Genomic DNA, 16,290 nt, shown 5'->3' on the forward strand with positions numbered 1-16,290 from the left:
AGGGGGCAATAGAGGGGGGGAGGCGGCCCAGGCTGGCGCCGCCCTTCAGCGCGACGCGGCGGCGTTCACCGTTGGCGTCAGGCGTCCGAAGCTCAGGCCGGCATCTTCTTTTTGCCCATCAGCGCCAGCGTCAGCGCGCGCCCGCGCCGCATGAAGGGATACAGCGCCGCCGACAGGCAGGGGCGGCGGAAGATGGCGGCGTTGACCTGGTTGAACAGATCATCGTCGGAGCTGATCAGCGCCAGGCGGTTGACGCAATCGGCGCCCCAGTAGATGTGCCCGTCCAGCCGCAGCAGCATGCCCTCGTTCAGGTCATAGCCACGGTCGCGCAAATGCGCCACCAGGTCGGGGTGCTGGCGCATGTCGAGCAACTCGACCGGGCCGACGGCCTTGCGCAACTGCACCATCCGCACGTAGTTCGAGCAGAAGGGGCAATCGCCGTCGTACAGCAGGAAGTTGCGGGGCGCGGTATCCGTATCCATGGCGTGCAGCTTACCGCGCGTCTTCGGGCCATGCCAGCGCCAGCGCGTAATCGCGCACGTCCGCCGGCCATGCGGCGACCTGGCGCGCAAAACCCGCGCGGTCATCGGCGTACAGCGCCCGCGTGGCTTCTTCGAAGCCCGGCAGGTTGCCGCCCAGGCTCGTCATGAAGTGATAGGCCGCTTCCTGCCGCTGGCGCCGCTGGTCGCGCGCCTCGTTGTCGCGGCGCGCCTGTTCCACCAGCTTGCGCAGCGCCACCGACGCGCCGCCCGGCTGCGCCGCCAGCCAGTCCCAGTGGCGCGGCAGCAGCGTCACCTCGCGCGGCACCACGCCCAGCTTGGGCCGGCCGCGGCCGCGCGGCGCGGGCGCAGCCGCCTCGGTAGCGGCATCGATAGCGGCGTCGGCGTCGCCGCTCACCGGTGCCGCGGCCGTCGACGCGGCTGCGTAGCGTTTGCGGATGTCAGCGTCGCCGCCGCGCAGATCCAGGTCGACCTGCTTGCCGGTCTGGTCGTCAAACACCAGGATCGCGTCGCCGCCGTGCCCGGCCTGGGCCTGCTTGACGGCCAGCGCCACATCGGCGAGCACGCCGTGCGCCAGCAGGCGGTGGCCTTCGAACGCGGTATGGAAAAGAGGAGTCTGGGTCATGGTGGGGAAGGGGATTTTATTTACCCGGATAAATATGATGCGACCATTGTGCGCGTCCGAAAAGCGCTTGTCAATATAACCCGGGTAAAAATCCTGCAAGCCTAAGACGCCGATTGAAAAAAGTCGCAAAAATTCCGCCGCGACCTAGGGTCAACACCTAGAAGCGCCGACAAGCCCGGCGGGAAAAACTGACACAAAATCAAGTCGTTATCTCCATCCATTCAGGCCACTAGCTTTAGGCTGGGGGACTTTTGGGGTAACGCTTTCATTCGCATCTTTCGCATCAGCGCCCACAAGTTGAGCGACTCGCCCTCGTCGTGTTGCTGGTTCATCAGCTCCAGTGCGTCGTAGATCTCGCGCAGCTGCGCGACCGCGTAGTGGTGCGTCATACTGCTGGCCTGGGTGTGCCATAGGATCTCGTTTTGCGTGCGCTCAGAGATCCCGGCGGCCCGCAACCGCATCCCGACGGTGTGCCGCAAGTCGTGGACGTGCAGGTCGCCCAGACCGGCGGCGGTGCGGGCCGCCACCCAGGCCGGGCTCCACATGGTCGCCACAGGCACGTAGACCTGGGGCACCCCTTTGCGTGTTCGGCGGGGGTAGACAAACACCCGTTGAGGATGCAGACCGCGTTGCGCGTCGATGATGCGCTGGGCGGCGGAGTTGCAGACAATGAGCCTTTCGGACTTGCGGCCCTTCACGAACTCTCGAGGGATCACGAAAACCGAGATCTCCAGGCCAGGCCGAAGTGCGAGACGCACCTCCCAATCCCAGCTCAACATGCATACCACGCGACGGCGGGCGCCCGTGTTCAGGTCGAATTCGGCCATGGCCGCCAAGTATGGCGGCAGGGCCTTCAGCAAATCCGCCTGCTCGGCCCAGGTGATCGGCCGCGGCGGCCGCTGGTCCGTAAGTGGCAGCATGGTGATTGACGGCGCTTGCGGCAGCCACGTGGCACCGTTGGGGAACTGCCACTTTGTAACGGCTCGCTTGAGGATTGTGCGCACACATTCCAGCGCGTTGTTGATGGTCTTGTTTTTCCACTTTGCCCGCCGGCGATCCTCGATGAAATCCTTGAGGGTGGCGTCGCACAGCTTGTCAATTGTCAAAGAGCCATTCCAAGCTACCAGAGGCTCAAGCATATAGGCGTCGGTTACGGCCGACGGCATGCCTTCCTTGTCCTTCAACAGTTGCGTGGCCGCGTCTTCCAGGGTCACCGGGACACGCTTCTTAGGATCCGCCAGGAACTGCAAGGAAACGCGAATCTCCTCGCGGCGCTGTATCAGGTAATCGGTTGCCTCTGCTTGGCTTTCGAAGCCGCGTTTGCGAATGCGCTGCTTCTTGTATCGGGCGTCGACCTCGAAGGTACCGTCACCTGTCGCGTAGACGCCGTTCGTTTTTGAACGTCCCATTTCTTCACCTCGTTGCATGAAGCGGGACACTCATTACCCGCAGGCAGTTTAACCGCTTCCTTATAGGTATCCCAGGCCGCGTCCAGATCGCGGCGCTCGTAGATAGTGGACGGGCCGGCTGGCGTCCCCTTGCCGGCCAGGAGCGGCGCGATGTTGGTGTCGAAGAATCGGCGACGCACGCCCAGGTAGGCCTGGGCCTCTTGCGTGGTGAATCCGCGCTTTTCCATGGCAGCCTCCTACGGCAGCTTGTGCCGATCTCGGCAAGGCGCGCAGGCGCCGGCCACCAGCCGGCCGGACCACTCGCCGCACAGATCACAGTCGCCGGGCTCACCCCTGGGCATGGCCGCGGCCTGGGCGCTGGCAGCCGCCTGGCGCGCGGCGGCTTCGCGCTCGATGTGGTCGCCGGCTTCGTCGATGATGTCAGCCATTGCTTTGCTCCTTAGGTTTTGCCGTTCCATTTGGGCCGGCGCTGTTCAGCACGTAGCGCGCGGCGCAGCCGCTTTATCTCGTCGCGGGCTTCACGCATCACCGGAGCGAGCCAACCGGGGTCTTCCTGGTGCGCACAGTTGATCGCGGCCTGCAGTCGCGAGAGCAGGGGCGCCGTCTTGGATCCGTCCATCAGTTGTCCCCCAGCAGGTGGTTGATGTACCAGCGGGCCTTGCGCAGGTCCTCGAGGCCGTTCTTGCGCTTCCAGCGCCACAGATACTTGAGGGCGTTGGCGGTGCAGGCCGCCTCGATACCTTCCAGGCCAGTCGTTGCCGCGGCGATCGCATCGATGCACTCGATGCCGCCGGCGGTATAGTGGGCCGGGTGGTTGACGACGTCGGCAGGCGGCGGCGTCACCACTGCTGGTGCTTCGGCAGGTGGCACAATAAATGACCCCAAGGGGTCGGTTTTGATATCCTTGCCCGCGCGGGGGTCTCCGGTCCAGGGGTTCCAGACCCATGCCTTCTTTGGGAGAACGCCGCGCCAGAACGGCGCATACAGAGTCACGAAGTCCGGCACCTGTGTGCGGTCCTGCGGCAAGTACTTGAATTGGGTGTGCTGCATTACGCTCTCCTTCTCAGGGCTTCCAGCAGGAGGTCTTGCACCTCGCGCTTGGTTTCGATGCGCGCCAGCACAATCTCGTCGACCGTGTCGCGCGCCAGGATGTAGTGGAGAAAGACCGGCCGGTCGTGGCCGGCCTGCATCTGGCGGGTGGGCCCGATGCGTTCGATGATCTGCTGGTGTTCTTCGAGGTTCCAATTCACGCTGAAGAACACCAGGATGTTGCCGCCGTCCTGCAGGTTCAGGCCGTGGCCGGCGCTGGCCGGGTGGGCGAAGAGCACGGGGATCTTGCCTGCATTCCAGTCGCGCAGCGTCTGCGGATCCTTGTCCAGCTGGCGGCCCTTGGGAAACGCCTTGAGCAGGCGCGCCAGGTCGGACTTAAAGTGGTAGGCAACCAGCACCGGCATGCCGGCCGCCTCTTCGATGATCTCGTCCAGCGCCTGCAGCTTGACGTCGTGCACCTCGGCCCACTGCGTGCCGTCCTCGCCGACATACGCGGCGCCGTTGGCCAACTGTAGGCACTTCATCGTCTTGGCCGCCGCGTTGAATGCCTCGACCTCGTGCTCGCCGATCTGGGCGAACATTGCTTTTTCCATGTCGTCGTACAGCGCGCGCGCCTTGCCCGGCAGGTCGACGCGGATCGTGTTGACGATCGGTTCTTTCAGGTCGAACCAGTCGCGCGCATCCAGCGACAGGCACAGATCGCGCATGGCGTCCTCGATCTGCTCCTGGGCGAAGGGCAGCGGCTCGATGCCATAGCCATCGAACGACGGCCGGAACCAGCGCTGGCGGAACGCGTCGAACGTTCGGCCCAGCCGCTGGCCCTGATCCAGGTACCAGGCTTGGCCCCACAAGTCCCGCAGGCCGTTGGGCGAAGGCGTGCCGGTCAGCTCGACGAAGTGCGCGGCGTGCTTGTGCGCCACGCGGCCCAGCGCCCGGGCGCGCTGCGTGCCTTGCCGCAGCCGGAAGCCCTTGAGCTTGGTGGACTCGTCGGCCACGATCTTGCGGAACGGCCACGGCCGCTTCCAGCGCTCCAGCAGGTCGACCAGCCAGGGCAGATTCTCGTAGTTGATCGTGAAGACGCTGGCCGAGAGGTCGAAGGCGCGAAGCGCCGCGCGCTCGCGCGCCTTCACGTCGCCAACGATGGGCGTAACATCCACGTTTCGCAGGTGCTTCCACTTTGCCGCCTCGTCCGGCCAGGTCGATTGCGCCACGCGCAGCGGCGCGCACACCAGCGCCGGGCCCGGCTCGGCCAGCTCCAGCAGGTCCAGGGCGTTGAGCGTGGACACGGTCTTGCCCATGCCCATACCGGCCCAGACGCCGCAGCGCGCCACGTCCAGGATGTGGTTGGTGATGAGCGCGCCATAGGGGCGCGCGGTGAAGGCGCGGCGGGTCACGGCTTGCTGTCCCCTTGTTCGGCGCGCTGCTGGCGGTCGGCCAGGAAGCCAGCCGGCGCGCCGCGCTGGATCGACACGCCGTGCGTCATCAGGTCTTTGAACGCCTGTTCTGCGCCGTCCTTGTCCGCCTGGGGCTGCTTGAGGGCGCGGATGCATTGGGCTGCCAATTCCGCATGGTAGGCCGCGCTTTCGGCGAATTCCGTCCAGTCACTGCGATCACTCGTGGGAAACAGCGCCTTGTAGGCCGTTTGAGCCGCTTCCTCCAACGCCGCATTGCGCACGTCCGATGCCGGAATAACGGCATCGGCGCTGGCCTGGGGCGCGGCATACAAGGGCGCGGTAGCCTCCTGATTGGGCGTGTCGTAAATCTTGGCGTTCCACGGCATCCCGCGCTGGCGTCCAGCAACATACACCGGGTCAACGTAGCCGATAGGGCTTTGCGCCTCCCCGGCTACAGGGGCGCTGGCTGGGTGGTGGCACTTCCCCTTGCCACGACATTGCCCCGGCAAATCGCACATGCGAAACGAGCAATTATCGAACGGCGGTTTGAAGTGTTCCGGCAAGGGCTTGGCTACAGGGGAGCTTGCCAGGGCGGCGGCCATCAACGCGCGATGTTCGACAACCGTCATCAGCGCTTCGCTGTAGCGGTGCCACCCGTGGGGCGGACCCTTTTGCGCCATGCGTCCGCAATCCGGATCCCGCCAGCCAACGATTGCCGGTTCGGCTACAGGGGCGCGCAGCTTGGATAGCACGGCGTCGCGGACTGCTTTTGCTAGGTCGAGATCCTGGCCGGGGTTGAATTGCTGGCAGATGCGCAGCAGGTCGTCGTCCGTCAGCACGGGCTGGGTGATGTCGTCTTGTTGGGTCATTGGATCAGTCCTTTTCTACGGCGGCGAAGGCGAGACCGGCAAACACCACGGCCAGGATGAAGCCGATGAAAAACGGAGTTCCTAGGCTGTGGTCGGTGTGCGCGGAGGCGTACCCGGTTGCGTAGGAGGCAATAGAGGTTGCAGCGGCTACCGCTGCTGCGGTTGCTGGTTTCATCGTCATTCCCCCGCGCCCTGTTGTGCTGGCTGGGCGGCATCGTCCAGGTACGTGAGCTTGTCGCCCCAGATGTACCCATGAAGCGGGAACTCCGGCTTCTGGATTAATTGCCACCCGACAGGGGAGCAGCAAGGGTCGAAGTGACGCGGGCCACCCATCGCAGGCGACAAGCGCCCGAGTTTTGTCCCGTCGCGGCCATAGAAAACGATGTCGATCAGGCCGTCAGAATGAACTTCTTTCACGCGGCCGATATTAGGCATGTACTTACCACCGCCTGCAATCCAGTCTCCTTTCTTCATACTGCACCGCCCTTGCCCTGCTGGGCGGCGGGCAGGTGGGCGTGCATCGGGAACCAGAAATCCATGACCGTCACGGGTGTAGCGCCGCGCCCAGGATTGTCCGAATGCACGTATCGGGTATCGCCGACGATGGAATCGCGGCACGGCACGGTGCGCTGGTAGAGCTGCTTTACCGGCGCCTGCACAATGACCCAGTTGGGGATGGCGCGTTCTTCCCGCGAGATGCGCTCCTGAACGGCGGTGACGAATTCACCCCAGGACCAGTGACCACGCGCCCAATATTGGATCTGGCACGAGTCATCCATCGCGTAGGATTCTTCGATCTGGAGTTCCATCACGCATCCCCCTGCCGCTGGGCGGCAATGGCTGCAAGCGGCGATTCGAACCATTCGGTCTGGATTTCGCCAACAGCCGGCCACCAGATCCGATAGCGCGTCTTCCCGCCAAGCGTCAGCGACTCGATGGCGCCTTCGGTATCGGCCAGGTACTGGAGTGCATCCTGCGCATCGCCAGCAGCGGGAGCGGGGAGGTTCAGGTGGGCCAGCACGGCGATGGCCTGCTTCTCGCTGATCCATACGCCGCTGCACTCGCCCTCGATGGCATCGCGCAGCCGCTTCACCGCATCCCCTTGCTCCACCGTGGATACGGGGACAGCAGGGGCGGCGCAGTCCGGGCACGGCTCGGCGTCGTATCCGGAATGCTGGGTCAAGCCGCCGACCATTCCATGGCCGCCGCAGGTCAGGCACGACGGCGCCGCATCAACCAGGCAAGCCCAGATTTGTTCGATGGATGCGCCTTTGCCGTCGTAGCCGCCGGCCGCCATTTCGTCATCCAGCTTGTTGACGGCGGCCCACATTTCGCGCGTCGGCTCAATGGGCACCAACTTCCAGCCATCCGGCACGCCGCCGCGGATCGCCGCATTGTGCTTGGCGTTCTCTTCGCCCACCGCCCGGCCGGCGGCGTACATCTCCTGGTCGCGGGCGGTGTTGCCCGTGCGGGCGAGCGTATCGTCGGCCGCGCCCAGCGCGTTGATCGCGTCAATGACGGCGCCCACTTCATCGAGCGAGAGATTCTTTCCGGTGCGGCTGGCCACAAGCGCAAGGTGCGCGGCGGTGGTGGGGATCTGGGGTGCCGCCAGAACGGCGGCGCGCATCGCTTCGTGCTCGCGCTCGGTGCTGCAAGTCGTGCAGATCCCCGGGCCGTCGCATCGAGCGCGCAGGCCGTCGGCACGCGGGGATACCCAACCGTGTTTCGTGTCGCTCATTTCCGTGTCGCTCATTTCCGTGTCTCCCTGACCAGCGCATCTACGCCGGCGATGTTGTCGACGACCTCGACGCGAAAGCCCAGCTTGCGAAGGCGCGCATGCTCGCGCTCCTGCGCCGCGGTGGGCTTCTCGCCGGTGGCCTTGAACTCAATGAATTGGACGTAGCGCGCGACGATCTCGCGGTGTTCGGCCGGGATCTCGCGCAGCCGCAGCCGATCCGGCACGTTGCGCCGGCCGGGGCTGGTGAACTTGTAGGGCAGGTCGCCCAGTGCCTTGAACATGGCGACGGCGTGCTGCTCGATCGTGGACTCACGCATAGCAGACCCCGTAGCGATCGCACAGAACCATGCTGAACAGGTCGAACGCCAGGTAGCCCAGGCAACCCAGCACCACCAGCACACAAAGCGCGAGGCAGGCAAGATCCAGGCGCCCGAGCGGCGGCAGGTAGGGGAACTCGTCTTCGGATTTGGGGGTGCGGTTGCGCATGGCGTCACTCCTGGTCGTCGGGAACTTCGATGAACTGACCAGCGGCGTCCAAGCAGTACCAGGTGTCGGCCTTGATTCCGCTCATGCCCGCGATCGCTGCGCGGATGTCTACGAGCTGGTCGTCGTCCCCGTCGCGATAGCACAAAACGATGGCGCTGCCTGCGCTCGCGCGAGCGCGGCCCCGGTGGCCGGTGGCCACCGCGACGGCCCCCTGGCCGGTGACGCTCGCGGAGGATTGATTGCCGGCATTGCTGGCCAACGAATGGTCGCCCGACGCCGAGACCGAGGAACCGTAGCCGGCATTAGTGGCCGCCGAGTGGTGGCCAGAGGTATGGGCCGTCGAACCATCACCTGTGTTGCTCGCTATCGAGAAATGACCTTCATTCGAAACCCTCGAGTAGTCGCCCGTGTTGCTGGCGGCCGAGCGGGCGCCCGTGTTGCTGGCGGCCGAGTAGTCGCCCGTGTTGCTGGCGGCCGAGCCGTAGCCCGTGTTGCTGGCGGCCGAGCGGGCGCCCGTGTTGCTGGCGGCCGAGCGGGCGCCCGTGTTGCTGGCGGCCGAGTAGTCGCCCGTGTTGCTGGCGGCCGAGCGGGCGCCCGTGTTGCTGGCGGCCGAGCCGTAGCCCGTGTTGCTGGCGGCCGAGCCGTAGCCCGTGTTGCTGGCGTGCGATCGTTCTTCGCTCGCCGTCGCGCCGTTCGCCTTGTCCACGCGCGCCATGATCCATTCGACTGCGGACTTGATCAGCTGCGGAACCTTGATTTCAGCCTCTATGGTGATCTTGCCGCTGGCCAGCTTGGTGTCGCCGTTTTCTTCCCGGTCGATAGCGCCGTGCGCGACCACCACCGCATAGCGGCTTTCGGCCGGTGGGTAGTAGCCGAACACGTCCAGCGGGTACTCGCAGCTATGGAAGCCGCCGTCGGCGCAGCGCACGACCTTGCCCGCGTGCTCGTAGGTCTTGCCCAGCTCGTACTGATAGCCGCGGCAGGCGAGGTTCTTATCGAAGCCCTTGAACGCGGTGATGCGGGTGTCGTTGCTCATGGTGCGATCCTTGGATGCGGGTGTTTGCTATTGGGAGTTGACTGATTGCTAAAAATTCAGGCGTGCGAAGGCCGGCGCGCTTTCGCCTTGATGCCAAGCGCCTTGTTGAGTTCTGGCACAAGCTCAACCGGAACAATGGCCGTGCTTACGGTCTTCGGGGTCGTGTTCGGCAGGAATTGTTCGCACTCGGGCCACGCTTCGCGCAAGCGCGGCAGAGTTGTAACGGAGTACACCAGGGCGCGCAGCTTCACCCGCAGCGCTTCCTTGTCGTCGCGGATGGCGGCGTGTTCCGTCGCCACGGCCTGGGCTTGGTCGTTCAACGGATGATCGCCGCCAACAGCCATGCCGTGCTGGTCGCCGTATCTCGGAAATGGCCGGGATGCGGAGAGTTTCAGGGTGTTGTTCTGCTGGCCGTCGTCACGGTGCCGCCAACTGAAGCCTGCGGCGGAAATCGTGAGACGGTTTGAGTAATCAACCCATCCCTGCGGGAGCTTTCGCGCCAGCTTTTCGACGCTACCGTGCACGTGGTCGTATAGCGCATCAGCAAGCGCAGTCGTCGCAGCTTCGTGCGCTTTCTCGCGCGCCTTGAACGCATGCACCAAGGCACGCCCTATCAGTTCTTCGCGGAATTCTTTGGTGAGTCGCATGTCTACCTCTTCGTCCTGGTTGAACGCCATCGGGCGTGTTGAGCAAATATTAGCAAACGCTAAATCAAACAGTCAACACTTTATTCTTTGCGATAGCGCAACGCTTCGAACCCCGCCGCCGCCAGGGGGATGTCAGACGCCCAGGCCGGCGGCGTGGCCATGATGCTGGCCAGGTGCGCGGCGTTGAACTCGGGGCTGTCGGGCGCCTCGGTGATGATTTCGTCGTGGACGGTGAGCACGATCTGGTAGCCAGCGGCCTCGACCGCCGGCATGTTGTGGGCCAGAATGTCGCGTGCGAACGACTGGCACGCGTTCTCGAACAGCTTGCCGCCGTAGCTGTGCAGCCGCGTCCACTTGCGGCTATACTGGTTTACGCCCATGTACGTGAACCTGCCGTTGTCGTCGACCTGGGGGGAGGGGTAGCACAGGAACCGGCCGGACGGCATGCGGATGCGCAACCATGCGCCGTCGCGGCGCAGACGAAACCGGCCGCAGTCCACGGTCGTGCCAGGGTTGCGCGTCGCGCGGATCGCGGATTCCTCCAGGGCGCCCCACAGCGCCTCGATCTCAGTGTGGCCGCGGCGCCACGCGCGCTTGAAGCTGTCGCACACCACGAAGGCGCGCTCCGACAGGCCGAACGTGCTGCGGCGCTTGCGCACCGTCCAGTCGTACATGCCCTTGGCCTCGTCGCGGATGTCGTCGGGCAGGCCGGGGTAGGCGTCCTCCGCCATCTGCTCGATGTCGAAACCGTAGGTCAGCGCCCCGGTCAGGAAGGCGCCCACGCCGCCCTGGTATGCCAGCATCAGCTCCATCACCTTGCCGATCTGGCGCATGGTCTTGTCGACGTCCTCGGGTCGTACACCGAAGGCCTTGGCGTAGGCCACCTTGTACAGGTCGGCGCCGATGCCGGCATCGAAATCGCGGAAGGCCTGCAGCTTCCAGGACTCGCCGGCCAGCCATGCCGCGTCCCGGCCTTCGATGTTGGCCAGGTCGGCCACCACCAGCTTTTTGCCGCGCGGTGCCACGATGCAGCCGCGGATCGCGGCGCTGGCCACTTCCATCACGTTCTCGTAGATCAGGTCCGCCGCGCCGGCCTTGATGGCGTCGATGCCGAAATCGATTTCGTCCTGCAGGGCCTCATCGCGCAGCACGCCGATCTTGGGCCGCGGCAGGTTCTGCGGCTGCCATAGGCGGCCGGCCCAGCGCCGCGTGCGGCCGGCGCCGGCGAATTGCAGCAGTCCCCGCAGGCGCCCGTCGGCGCTGGCGCCGTTGATGAGCCGCTTGTACTTGCTGGTGCTGGATGTGCTGGCCTGCAGGCGGATCGCCAGCAGCTCGCGCAGTGCCCAGGGAAGCGCCTGGTCTTCGATGCGGCGTTCCAGCGTGCTCGCCTGCAGGTCGGGCAGCTCCACGCCGTACTCGGCCAGAAGGTGCGCCAGCAACTTGTCGCGCTTGGTGGCCGACTCGACCGCGCCGTCGGTGAGCTCCACCGTGCGGGCGGCGAGGGCCTTTTTGGCGCCCTCTACCGTGGTAACGGCGGCCTGGGCCAGCTCTCTGTCCACCAGCACGCCGCGCTGGTTGATGCGCTGATCCAGCAGCCACAGATCGAACTCTTCGCCGCTGTAGTTCCAGGTGGGCATCTTGCGGTAGATGACCCGCATGGCCTCAATGTCCTGGCCGGCATACTCGACGAATTGCGCCCACTCGACCGGGTGCGTGTGGCGCGTGGCGCGGCGCAGGGCTTGGTTCTTGGGGCGGGGCTTGCAGAAAAGCTGAATGAAGGCCTTACCGGTCTTGAGCTTGCGCTGGTCCAGCGGCACGTTCATCACGTCGCACAGGATGTCCAGCGCGCCAGGCAGGGCGTGGGTGTAGGCCTGCACCATCGTGTCCCACCATGCCGCCTCGGGGATCAGGGCGTGCAGTTCAGGCCGCGCGTGCTTCATGATCGTGCGATCGAACATGCCGCCGTTGTGCCAGACGTGGCGCGTGCCGGGCCGCTGCAGGATCTCCAACAGCGCGGCCGGCGGGCGCGGGTCGGCGGTGGCATCCCAGACCCGCACGGGCTCGTCGCCCAAGGCATAGGCCCATAGCAGGATCTCGGCCTTTTCGGCGTAGGCGTGCGTGCCGTAGGTCTTCAGGTCGCGCTCGCTGAAGGTTTCCAGGTCGTGGAAGGCGGTGTAGTTGAGATCTTGGCTCATGCGGCCTCCGGATCGCCGTGGTAAAACGGCTGCAACACCACAGACCGGGGACGCCCATGAAACGCGCAGGTTTGGTCTTGCTGTTGGGCCTGGTGGCCGGCGTTGCGCAGGCGAGCGGCCTCACGGCCGGATACGTCGCCCAGCAGTGCAAGGCAGAAGCCGCCCCGGGCGCCGCGCCGGGGGCATGCCGCGCCGTGATCTCGAGCTATCTGGACGGCTACCGCCAGGGAATCTATCGCGGCGTCATCGGCGCGTTCACGTTGGACCAGCAGGCCTTCGAAAGCGCGGGCGCCGCCGGCGCCGAAGGTTTCAGGCAGCGCGTGATGCCGGTCTTGGCCGCGGCGCGCAAGTGTCTGGAAGGCGCCACGCCGGAGCAGGTCGCCAGCGCCTACATCACGTACGTCGAGACAAATCCGCAGGTGGCGGCCAAAGGCTACAACTCCGTGCTGCAGGCCCTCATCGCGGACAAGTACTGTGCGGGGTAGGGCGGTCATGCTGCTTTCCTGAAAGGGGTGAAGTGCCGGCCCTCGGCCACGCACTGTCGGACGTTCTTGCGCTGTGTGCCGCCCTGTAGGTGGGCGGGGTTGCAGCACAGGCGGTTGTTGCACAGGTGCATCACCACGCTCTTGCTGTTCAGGCGCCGGCCACCCATCTCGACTAAGGCGACACGGTGCGCGAGTGCGGATTTCACCTTGCCCTTGCGCGGCCCCTTCTTGAACCGCATGCTCATCTTTCCGTAGCCGGACGCGTTGCGTGCGCCGGTCCAGAGCCAGCAGGGCGTGCCGTTGTGGAACAGCTCGTCAGAGATCATGGTGTTGGCCAGGATGCGCTCGGCCAGGCTTGCGTACGGCGATGCCACGGAATCGGTCCTCGAAGTGGGTGGGCCATGCCCCGGATTGCCGCCATTTCTATTGCCGGCTTCCAACGGATTGCGCGAACTCACCAGCGCCGTAAATCAACAAGAGCGGGCGGAGCTGGGTAGCGATCCGGGGCGTGGGCGCCGTGTGGTCCTGGGCACGGCTGAGGATGGGAAGCCCCCGCTATCGCACGACGCCCGGGACTGCGGCGCCGTGAGGTTTGGGGGATCAGGGTTGAGCCAGGCGAGAGCGCAGCTCGTAGCCCATCAGCGGCCAGATCTTCTGCACCGCGTTCTGGCGTGCGATCTTGCGGCCGATCTCGGCGTCGAAGTTCTCGGGGCTGGCGCACGCGCTTTCACCGGTGACGGTGAAGCCGTTGCGCAGCACCAGCACGCAGAAGGTAAGCAGATCGAGCGGCCCGGGGTACGCGTAGCCCGCCACGATGCCCCCATCAAGGCCATCCGCCGCCGTGAAGTAGTGCTCACCGATGATGTTGGCCTCGATGTCGGCGGGCGTGACACGCGGAGCCGTCTTGCCCTTGGCCTGGATTTCCTGCTCGATGCCGACGTCATCGGTGCGCGGCGAGGTGGTGTTGTTCATTGCGTTTCCCTTAAGCCAGGTCGTCGCCAGCGGCCGAGCCGTCGCCCAGGTCTTCGAATTCGTCGCCGGTGGACTTGGTGGCACCGCTGAACGAGTCGCCATCACTATCGAACTGCACCGCAACCAGGCTGCAGCGGATGCCACTGTTTTCGCCCGACTGCGCGTAGATATCGACGCTCGCGTTGACGTAGCAGCCGGCGTAAATACGGCCTTCCTTGCCGGGGGCCCATTGCAGCTTTCCGTCGGCGTCGAGGATGGGAACATCCTTGTTGCCGTCCCAGCGGATCAGCTTGGACTTGTCGCGGTCCATCAGCAGCGGGGCGCCGTCCTCGGCCTTGCGGTGCGCGGCCAAGTAGAAGTTGCCGGCATAGCCGTCGTAGTCCTTGATGTCGCCGTTCATGTAGCAGAATTTGTTGCTGTTGCCCTTGAGAGCTTCCACTTGGGCTGCTGCACGCTTGTCAAAGACCGCCGCGGCGGCGCTATGAATGGCATTCCACACCGCCTTGTCGTTTTCAGAGCCGGGCACGATCAGGAAGTTGGAGCTGTGACGGAACGGGCCCTTGTTCTGGTACTGCTCCGGCACCAGCAGGGACTGGCAGAACGCGATGCGGACTTTCTTCAAGACGACTTTCATGGTGTTACTCCTGTGAATTAGCGGAAAAACTCGGGGTGCGCGCGCTTGGCGCGCTCGGTGGCCTTGGCGATCGCCTTGGCCCGTTGGTGGGGGTTCTTGACGCCGGCGGCCGACTGCAGCGCCAACCGGTACTCGAGCGGCAGCACGCTGGCTGCTGTCTCGTTGTGTTCTCGCGGCGCCGACGCCAGCAGAGAGTGGTCGGCGTGCACTCGGATCGTGTTCATACGAGGTCGGCCCCTTCGGTGGTGCCGGCGCTGGTCGTGACATCGTCGAAGTCGTCCGCCGCGGGCTGGATGACCAGCGCGGGCCGCTTGTCGGATGCCGGCGCGACGCTGGGCGAGCCCTCGGATTTGGTGATCAGCGCCTGGGCTTTGGCCCAGCGGCGCGGGGTGTCCTTGAGTAATTTCTCGGCCATGGTCGGACTGATAACCGTCTTGTCGTACATCTCGTCCGCCTTCAGGCGCATCGACTTGAGCAGGTCCTCGGCCTCCTGTTCGCTGGTCCACTTGCGAGGGCCGGCGCGCCCCTTGACCAGCTTCCAGCCTTCGATCGGCTCGCCCAGCAGCAGGCGGCGCTCTACCTCGCCGCGAACACCCTTGCACCAGATTTCGATCAGGTCGATTGCCTGCATGGCCTTGCCCAGGGCCTCGGGGGTGCTGGGGGATAGCGCTTTCAGGGTCATGGCTTTCTGCTCGTCCGATCCCGCCCAGGCGTTCAGGTTCTCGAAATCGCTGCCGATCTCGTCCTGGACGCGTTGGGCCAGCGCGGGGCAGGTCGCTTTCGCCTTGCAGAAGCGGCACGCCTTCTCGGACGGGCCGAAGTCGGACGGCACGGGCGGCGTTTCGCTGCCAACGTACAGGTACGCCCGGTCGGCGGCCTCCTTCAGGCGTGCGCCGCGCTCGCGCAGCTCGTCGACTGTGATGGCCCACTCGCTGACGTGGTTCAACCGCGGTTGATGGATGGTCATGCGCACGCGCCCGAAGTCCATCAGGACCGCGAACTGATCCAGCGCGCCCAGGGCGTACAGGATCATCTGCTTGTTCTCTTCGGCGTCGACCTTCACGCCGCGCCCGAACTTCAGGTCGCAGACGTGCAGCTCGCCATCCTCGCGCAGGATGACCGCGTCGGACGTGCCGAATGCCTCGGGCACCCAGCGGCTGATATCCAGACGCTGTTCGAGTAGCAGCTCATGGCCGGCGGCGACGTCCCGCACGTAGTCGATGTACTTCTGCACCTCGGTGGCCATGTCGGCCGTCACCTCGACGGTCTTGCCTGCGCGCACCGGGATGCGCCGGCCCTTGTAGGCCGTGGCGTACTTGCCCTCGCGCAGCGCCATCTCGGCGACTGCGTGGGCGGCGGTACCCTCGTCGGCGTAGTCGCTGCTGGAGTCCGGATAGCCGGCCTCCAGTTGAACGCTGGCCGGGCACGTAGACCACCGCTCGGCGCCCGAGGGTGAGAGGGTGGCGTGTGCGGGTTCTGTCATTTCAGGGCCCCCAGGTTGGTGTGGCCGTACACCCGCTTGAGCTTCTGGTACACGGCGCGGGTGCAGGTCGGCGCGTGGCGCGCGGTGCCGACCACTTCGGCAAAGCCCATGACCGGCTTGCCCTTGGCATCCAGCTTGCCGGTGGGCACGGCCACCTGGCGCCCGACCTCGCTGACCAGCTTGTGCGAGGGCAGGCCGGCCGTCATGCGGCGTGCGGCCCGGCGCAGCGCGCGAGCTTTGCGGCCGTTCATGCGAGGGCCTTTTCGTCGGACGCGACCGGGTCGTAGCTGCCGTCGATCACCTTCTCGGCCGTGGCCTTGAAATCGGCGAACTGGTCCGGCTTGAGCGCCTTGGCGGACTGTACGCCGAAGCGCTGCAGCAGTGCCTCGGCCTTCTCGCGGCTGATCTTGGCGATGGCCAGCACCAGCGGCTTGATGTCGGCGTCGTAGTCCAGCGCCGCCGACGTGTTACCTGCCCCGGCTTCGGCGTCGTTCTTCGATTCGGTCGAGGAACTGCCCGAGCTGCTCGACGCATCCGGGGTCGGCTTTTCCGTGGAAGGTTTGGCGGCGGTGGCCGCCGGTTCCGGCTTTTTTTCCGCTTGGGCCTTGGAGGGCGCCGGCGCAGTGCCGGTGGCCAACTGCGTGGCGGTCTCGAGGGCTTCGGCCGCCGTGCTCAGCATGGCGGTGAAGACGACCTTGGCGTGAGCAATCTCACGTTCGACGGTGATTCCGAAATTCATGTTGTGTGCTCCTGATTGGATATCGGTG

At 65.5% G+C, this 16,290-nt stretch carries 25 protein-coding genes; 1 reads left to right on the plus strand and 24 read right to left on the minus strand.

Annotation, left to right across the window (positions count from 1 at the left end; all coding sequences use genetic code 11):
- Positions 1 to 92: 92 nt before the first annotated feature.
- The 17 genes from ACN6O8_RS20220 to ACN6O8_RS20300 all read right to left on the minus strand — a co-directional run bounded on the left by ACN6O8_RS20220 (position 93) and on the right by ACN6O8_RS20300 (position 11,949).
- Positions 93 to 482 carry a DCC1-like thiol-disulfide oxidoreductase family protein gene (locus ACN6O8_RS20220; RefSeq protein WP_427992775.1) on the minus strand — a complete coding sequence of 130 codons (390 nt, stop codon included), beginning with the start codon at positions 480 to 482 and terminating at the stop codon, positions 93 to 95.
- A 10-nt stretch (positions 483 to 492) separates the two neighbouring features.
- Positions 493 to 1,125 (minus strand): DUF2239 family protein, encoded by a 633-nt coding sequence (locus ACN6O8_RS20225; RefSeq protein ID WP_427992776.1) that lies wholly within the window; start codon positions 1,123 to 1,125, stop codon positions 493 to 495.
- Between the two features lie 221 nt (positions 1,126 to 1,346).
- Positions 1,347 to 2,552 carry a tyrosine-type recombinase/integrase gene (locus ACN6O8_RS20230; protein ID WP_427992777.1) on the minus strand — a complete coding sequence of 402 codons (1,206 nt, stop codon included), beginning with the start codon at positions 2,550 to 2,552 and terminating at the stop codon, positions 1,347 to 1,349.
- A 218-nt stretch (positions 2,553 to 2,770) separates the two neighbouring features.
- Positions 2,771 to 2,962, minus strand: coding sequence for a conjugal transfer protein TraR (locus ACN6O8_RS20235; RefSeq protein WP_427992778.1), 192 nt, complete (start codon positions 2,960 to 2,962; stop codon positions 2,771 to 2,773).
- 11 nt (positions 2,963 to 2,973) lie between these two features.
- Positions 2,974 to 3,153, minus strand: a complete 180-nt coding sequence (locus tag ACN6O8_RS20240; protein ID WP_427992779.1) for a hypothetical protein — start codon at positions 3,151 to 3,153, stop codon at positions 2,974 to 2,976.
- Complete coding sequence (locus tag ACN6O8_RS20245) at positions 3,153 to 3,584, minus strand: DUF3310 domain-containing protein (protein ID WP_427992780.1); 432 nt, start codon at positions 3,582 to 3,584, stop codon at positions 3,153 to 3,155. Before ACN6O8_RS20245 ends, ACN6O8_RS20240 begins: the two co-directional genes overlap by 1 nt.
- On the minus strand, positions 3,584 to 4,978 hold the full coding sequence (locus tag ACN6O8_RS20250) for an SNF2-related protein (protein ID WP_427992781.1): 1,395 nt from the start codon (positions 4,976 to 4,978) through the stop codon (positions 3,584 to 3,586). Before ACN6O8_RS20250 ends, ACN6O8_RS20245 begins: the two co-directional genes overlap by 1 nt.
- Positions 4,975 to 5,847, minus strand: a complete 873-nt coding sequence (locus tag ACN6O8_RS20255) for a hypothetical protein (protein WP_427992782.1) — start codon at positions 5,845 to 5,847, stop codon at positions 4,975 to 4,977. Before ACN6O8_RS20255 ends, ACN6O8_RS20250 begins: the two co-directional genes overlap by 4 nt.
- Positions 5,848 to 5,851: 4 nt before the next feature.
- Positions 5,852 to 6,022 (minus strand): hypothetical protein, encoded by a 171-nt coding sequence (locus ACN6O8_RS20260; protein WP_427992783.1) that lies wholly within the window; start codon positions 6,020 to 6,022, stop codon positions 5,852 to 5,854.
- A gap of 2 nt (positions 6,023 to 6,024) precedes the next feature.
- Positions 6,025 to 6,321 carry a hypothetical protein gene (locus ACN6O8_RS20265; RefSeq protein ID WP_427992784.1) on the minus strand — a complete coding sequence of 99 codons (297 nt, stop codon included), beginning with the start codon at positions 6,319 to 6,321 and terminating at the stop codon, positions 6,025 to 6,027.
- Positions 6,318 to 6,656, minus strand: coding sequence for a hypothetical protein (locus ACN6O8_RS20270; RefSeq protein WP_427992785.1), 339 nt, complete (start codon positions 6,654 to 6,656; stop codon positions 6,318 to 6,320). The genes ACN6O8_RS20265 and ACN6O8_RS20270 overlap by 4 nt, the downstream gene beginning before the upstream one ends.
- Complete coding sequence (locus ACN6O8_RS20275; RefSeq protein ID WP_427992786.1) at positions 6,656 to 7,600, minus strand: hypothetical protein; 945 nt, start codon at positions 7,598 to 7,600, stop codon at positions 6,656 to 6,658. Before ACN6O8_RS20275 ends, ACN6O8_RS20270 begins: the two co-directional genes overlap by 1 nt.
- Complete coding sequence (locus ACN6O8_RS20280; RefSeq protein ID WP_427992787.1) at positions 7,597 to 7,902, minus strand: VRR-NUC domain-containing protein; 306 nt, start codon at positions 7,900 to 7,902, stop codon at positions 7,597 to 7,599. Before ACN6O8_RS20280 ends, ACN6O8_RS20275 begins: the two co-directional genes overlap by 4 nt.
- Positions 7,895 to 8,071 carry a hypothetical protein gene (locus ACN6O8_RS20285; protein WP_427992788.1) on the minus strand — a complete coding sequence of 59 codons (177 nt, stop codon included), beginning with the start codon at positions 8,069 to 8,071 and terminating at the stop codon, positions 7,895 to 7,897. Before ACN6O8_RS20285 ends, ACN6O8_RS20280 begins: the two co-directional genes overlap by 8 nt.
- A gap of 4 nt (positions 8,072 to 8,075) precedes the next feature.
- Positions 8,076 to 9,107 (minus strand): DUF7666 domain-containing protein, encoded by a 1,032-nt coding sequence (locus ACN6O8_RS20290; protein WP_427992789.1) that lies wholly within the window; start codon positions 9,105 to 9,107, stop codon positions 8,076 to 8,078.
- Positions 9,108 to 9,163: 56 nt separating this feature from the next.
- Positions 9,164 to 9,784, minus strand: coding sequence for an Nmad5 family putative nucleotide modification protein (locus ACN6O8_RS20295; protein WP_427992790.1), 621 nt, complete (start codon positions 9,782 to 9,784; stop codon positions 9,164 to 9,166).
- Between the two features lie 50 nt (positions 9,785 to 9,834).
- Entirely contained in the window at positions 9,835 to 11,949 is a 2,115-nt protein-coding gene (locus ACN6O8_RS20300; protein ID WP_427992791.1) for a DNA polymerase I, read from the minus strand.
- Positions 11,950 to 12,005: 56 nt separating this feature from the next.
- On the opposite strand from ACN6O8_RS20300, the gene ACN6O8_RS20305 reads away from it, so the two are divergent.
- Positions 12,006 to 12,434: a hypothetical protein gene (locus tag ACN6O8_RS20305; RefSeq protein WP_427992792.1), complete on the plus strand. Its 429-nt coding sequence runs from the start codon at positions 12,006 to 12,008 to the stop codon at positions 12,432 to 12,434.
- Between the two features lie 5 nt (positions 12,435 to 12,439).
- Here ACN6O8_RS20305 and ACN6O8_RS20310 read toward each other — a convergent pair whose 3' ends face one another.
- From ACN6O8_RS20310 to ACN6O8_RS20340, 7 genes are all read right to left on the minus strand, one after another.
- Entirely contained in the window at positions 12,440 to 12,808 is a 369-nt protein-coding gene (locus tag ACN6O8_RS20310; RefSeq protein WP_427992793.1) for an HNH endonuclease, read from the minus strand.
- Positions 12,809 to 13,034: 226 nt separating this feature from the next.
- Complete coding sequence (locus tag ACN6O8_RS20315; protein WP_427992794.1) at positions 13,035 to 13,406, minus strand: Gp49 family protein; 372 nt, start codon at positions 13,404 to 13,406, stop codon at positions 13,035 to 13,037.
- Positions 13,407 to 13,416: 10 nt separating this feature from the next.
- A complete protein-coding gene (locus ACN6O8_RS20320; RefSeq protein ID WP_427992795.1) occupies positions 13,417 to 14,040 on the minus strand; it encodes an ssDNA-binding protein in 624 nt (207 codons plus the stop codon).
- Between the two features lie 17 nt (positions 14,041 to 14,057).
- A complete protein-coding gene (locus tag ACN6O8_RS20325; protein WP_251201341.1) occupies positions 14,058 to 14,264 on the minus strand; it encodes a hypothetical protein in 207 nt (68 codons plus the stop codon).
- Positions 14,261 to 15,523 carry a DUF2800 domain-containing protein gene (locus ACN6O8_RS20330; RefSeq protein WP_427992796.1) on the minus strand — a complete coding sequence of 421 codons (1,263 nt, stop codon included), beginning with the start codon at positions 15,521 to 15,523 and terminating at the stop codon, positions 14,261 to 14,263. The genes ACN6O8_RS20325 and ACN6O8_RS20330 overlap by 4 nt, the downstream gene beginning before the upstream one ends.
- On the minus strand, positions 15,520 to 15,774 hold the full coding sequence (locus ACN6O8_RS20335; protein WP_427992797.1) for a hypothetical protein: 255 nt from the start codon (positions 15,772 to 15,774) through the stop codon (positions 15,520 to 15,522). Before ACN6O8_RS20335 ends, ACN6O8_RS20330 begins: the two co-directional genes overlap by 4 nt.
- Positions 15,771 to 16,262 (minus strand): hypothetical protein, encoded by a 492-nt coding sequence (locus ACN6O8_RS20340; RefSeq protein WP_427992798.1) that lies wholly within the window; start codon positions 16,260 to 16,262, stop codon positions 15,771 to 15,773. Before ACN6O8_RS20340 ends, ACN6O8_RS20335 begins: the two co-directional genes overlap by 4 nt.
- Between the last annotated feature and the right edge of the window lie 28 nt (positions 16,263 to 16,290).

Source organism: Achromobacter sp., assembly GCF_050285565.1.
In the GTDB taxonomy this organism is placed as follows: Bacteria; Pseudomonadota; Gammaproteobacteria; order Burkholderiales; family Burkholderiaceae_B; genus Achromobacter.

Bases quoted from the DNA above. Each gene is read 5' to 3' on its own strand.
- ACN6O8_RS20220 (WP_427992775.1), bottom strand. From the start codon at position 482: ATGGATACGGATACCGCGCCCCGCAACTTCCTGCTGTACGACGGCGAT.
- ACN6O8_RS20225 (WP_427992776.1), bottom strand. From the start codon at position 1,125: ATGACCCAGACTCCTCTTTTCCATACCGCGTTCGAAGGCCACCGCCTG.
- ACN6O8_RS20230 (WP_427992777.1), bottom strand. From the start codon at position 2,552: ATGCAACGAGGTGAAGAAATGGGACGTTCAAAAACGAACGGCGTCTAC.
- ACN6O8_RS20235 (WP_427992778.1), bottom strand. From the start codon at position 2,962: ATGGCTGACATCATCGACGAAGCCGGCGACCACATCGAGCGCGAAGCC.
- ACN6O8_RS20240 (WP_427992779.1), bottom strand. From the start codon at position 3,153: ATGGACGGATCCAAGACGGCGCCCCTGCTCTCGCGACTGCAGGCCGCG.
- ACN6O8_RS20245 (WP_427992780.1), bottom strand. From the start codon at position 3,584: ATGCAGCACACCCAATTCAAGTACTTGCCGCAGGACCGCACACAGGTG.
- ACN6O8_RS20255 (WP_427992782.1), bottom strand. From the start codon at position 5,847: ATGACCCAACAAGACGACATCACCCAGCCCGTGCTGACGGACGACGAC.
- ACN6O8_RS20260 (WP_427992783.1), bottom strand. From the start codon at position 6,022: ATGAAACCAGCAACCGCAGCAGCGGTAGCCGCTGCAACCTCTATTGCC.
- ACN6O8_RS20265 (WP_427992784.1), bottom strand. From the start codon at position 6,321: ATGAAGAAAGGAGACTGGATTGCAGGCGGTGGTAAGTACATGCCTAAT.
- ACN6O8_RS20270 (WP_427992785.1), bottom strand. From the start codon at position 6,656: ATGGAACTCCAGATCGAAGAATCCTACGCGATGGATGACTCGTGCCAG.
- ACN6O8_RS20275 (WP_427992786.1), bottom strand. From the start codon at position 7,600: ATGAGCGACACGGAAATGAGCGACACGAAACACGGTTGGGTATCCCCG.
- ACN6O8_RS20280 (WP_427992787.1), bottom strand. From the start codon at position 7,902: ATGCGTGAGTCCACGATCGAGCAGCACGCCGTCGCCATGTTCAAGGCA.
- ACN6O8_RS20285 (WP_427992788.1), bottom strand. From the start codon at position 8,071: ATGCGCAACCGCACCCCCAAATCCGAAGACGAGTTCCCCTACCTGCCG.
- ACN6O8_RS20290 (WP_427992789.1), bottom strand. From the start codon at position 9,107: ATGAGCAACGACACCCGCATCACCGCGTTCAAGGGCTTCGATAAGAAC.
- ACN6O8_RS20295 (WP_427992790.1), bottom strand. From the start codon at position 9,784: ATGGCGTTCAACCAGGACGAAGAGGTAGACATGCGACTCACCAAAGAA.
- ACN6O8_RS20300 (WP_427992791.1), bottom strand. From the start codon at position 11,949: ATGAGCCAAGATCTCAACTACACCGCCTTCCACGACCTGGAAACCTTC.
- ACN6O8_RS20305 (WP_427992792.1), top strand. From the start codon at position 12,006: ATGAAACGCGCAGGTTTGGTCTTGCTGTTGGGCCTGGTGGCCGGCGTT.
- ACN6O8_RS20315 (WP_427992794.1), bottom strand. From the start codon at position 13,406: ATGAACAACACCACCTCGCCGCGCACCGATGACGTCGGCATCGAGCAG.
- ACN6O8_RS20320 (WP_427992795.1), bottom strand. From the start codon at position 14,040: ATGAAAGTCGTCTTGAAGAAAGTCCGCATCGCGTTCTGCCAGTCCCTG.
- ACN6O8_RS20325 (WP_251201341.1), bottom strand. From the start codon at position 14,264: ATGAACACGATCCGAGTGCACGCCGACCACTCTCTGCTGGCGTCGGCG.
- ACN6O8_RS20330 (WP_427992796.1), bottom strand. From the start codon at position 15,523: ATGACAGAACCCGCACACGCCACCCTCTCACCCTCGGGCGCCGAGCGG.
- ACN6O8_RS20335 (WP_427992797.1), bottom strand. From the start codon at position 15,774: ATGAACGGCCGCAAAGCTCGCGCGCTGCGCCGGGCCGCACGCCGCATG.
- ACN6O8_RS20340 (WP_427992798.1), bottom strand. From the start codon at position 16,262: ATGAATTTCGGAATCACCGTCGAACGTGAGATTGCTCACGCCAAGGTC.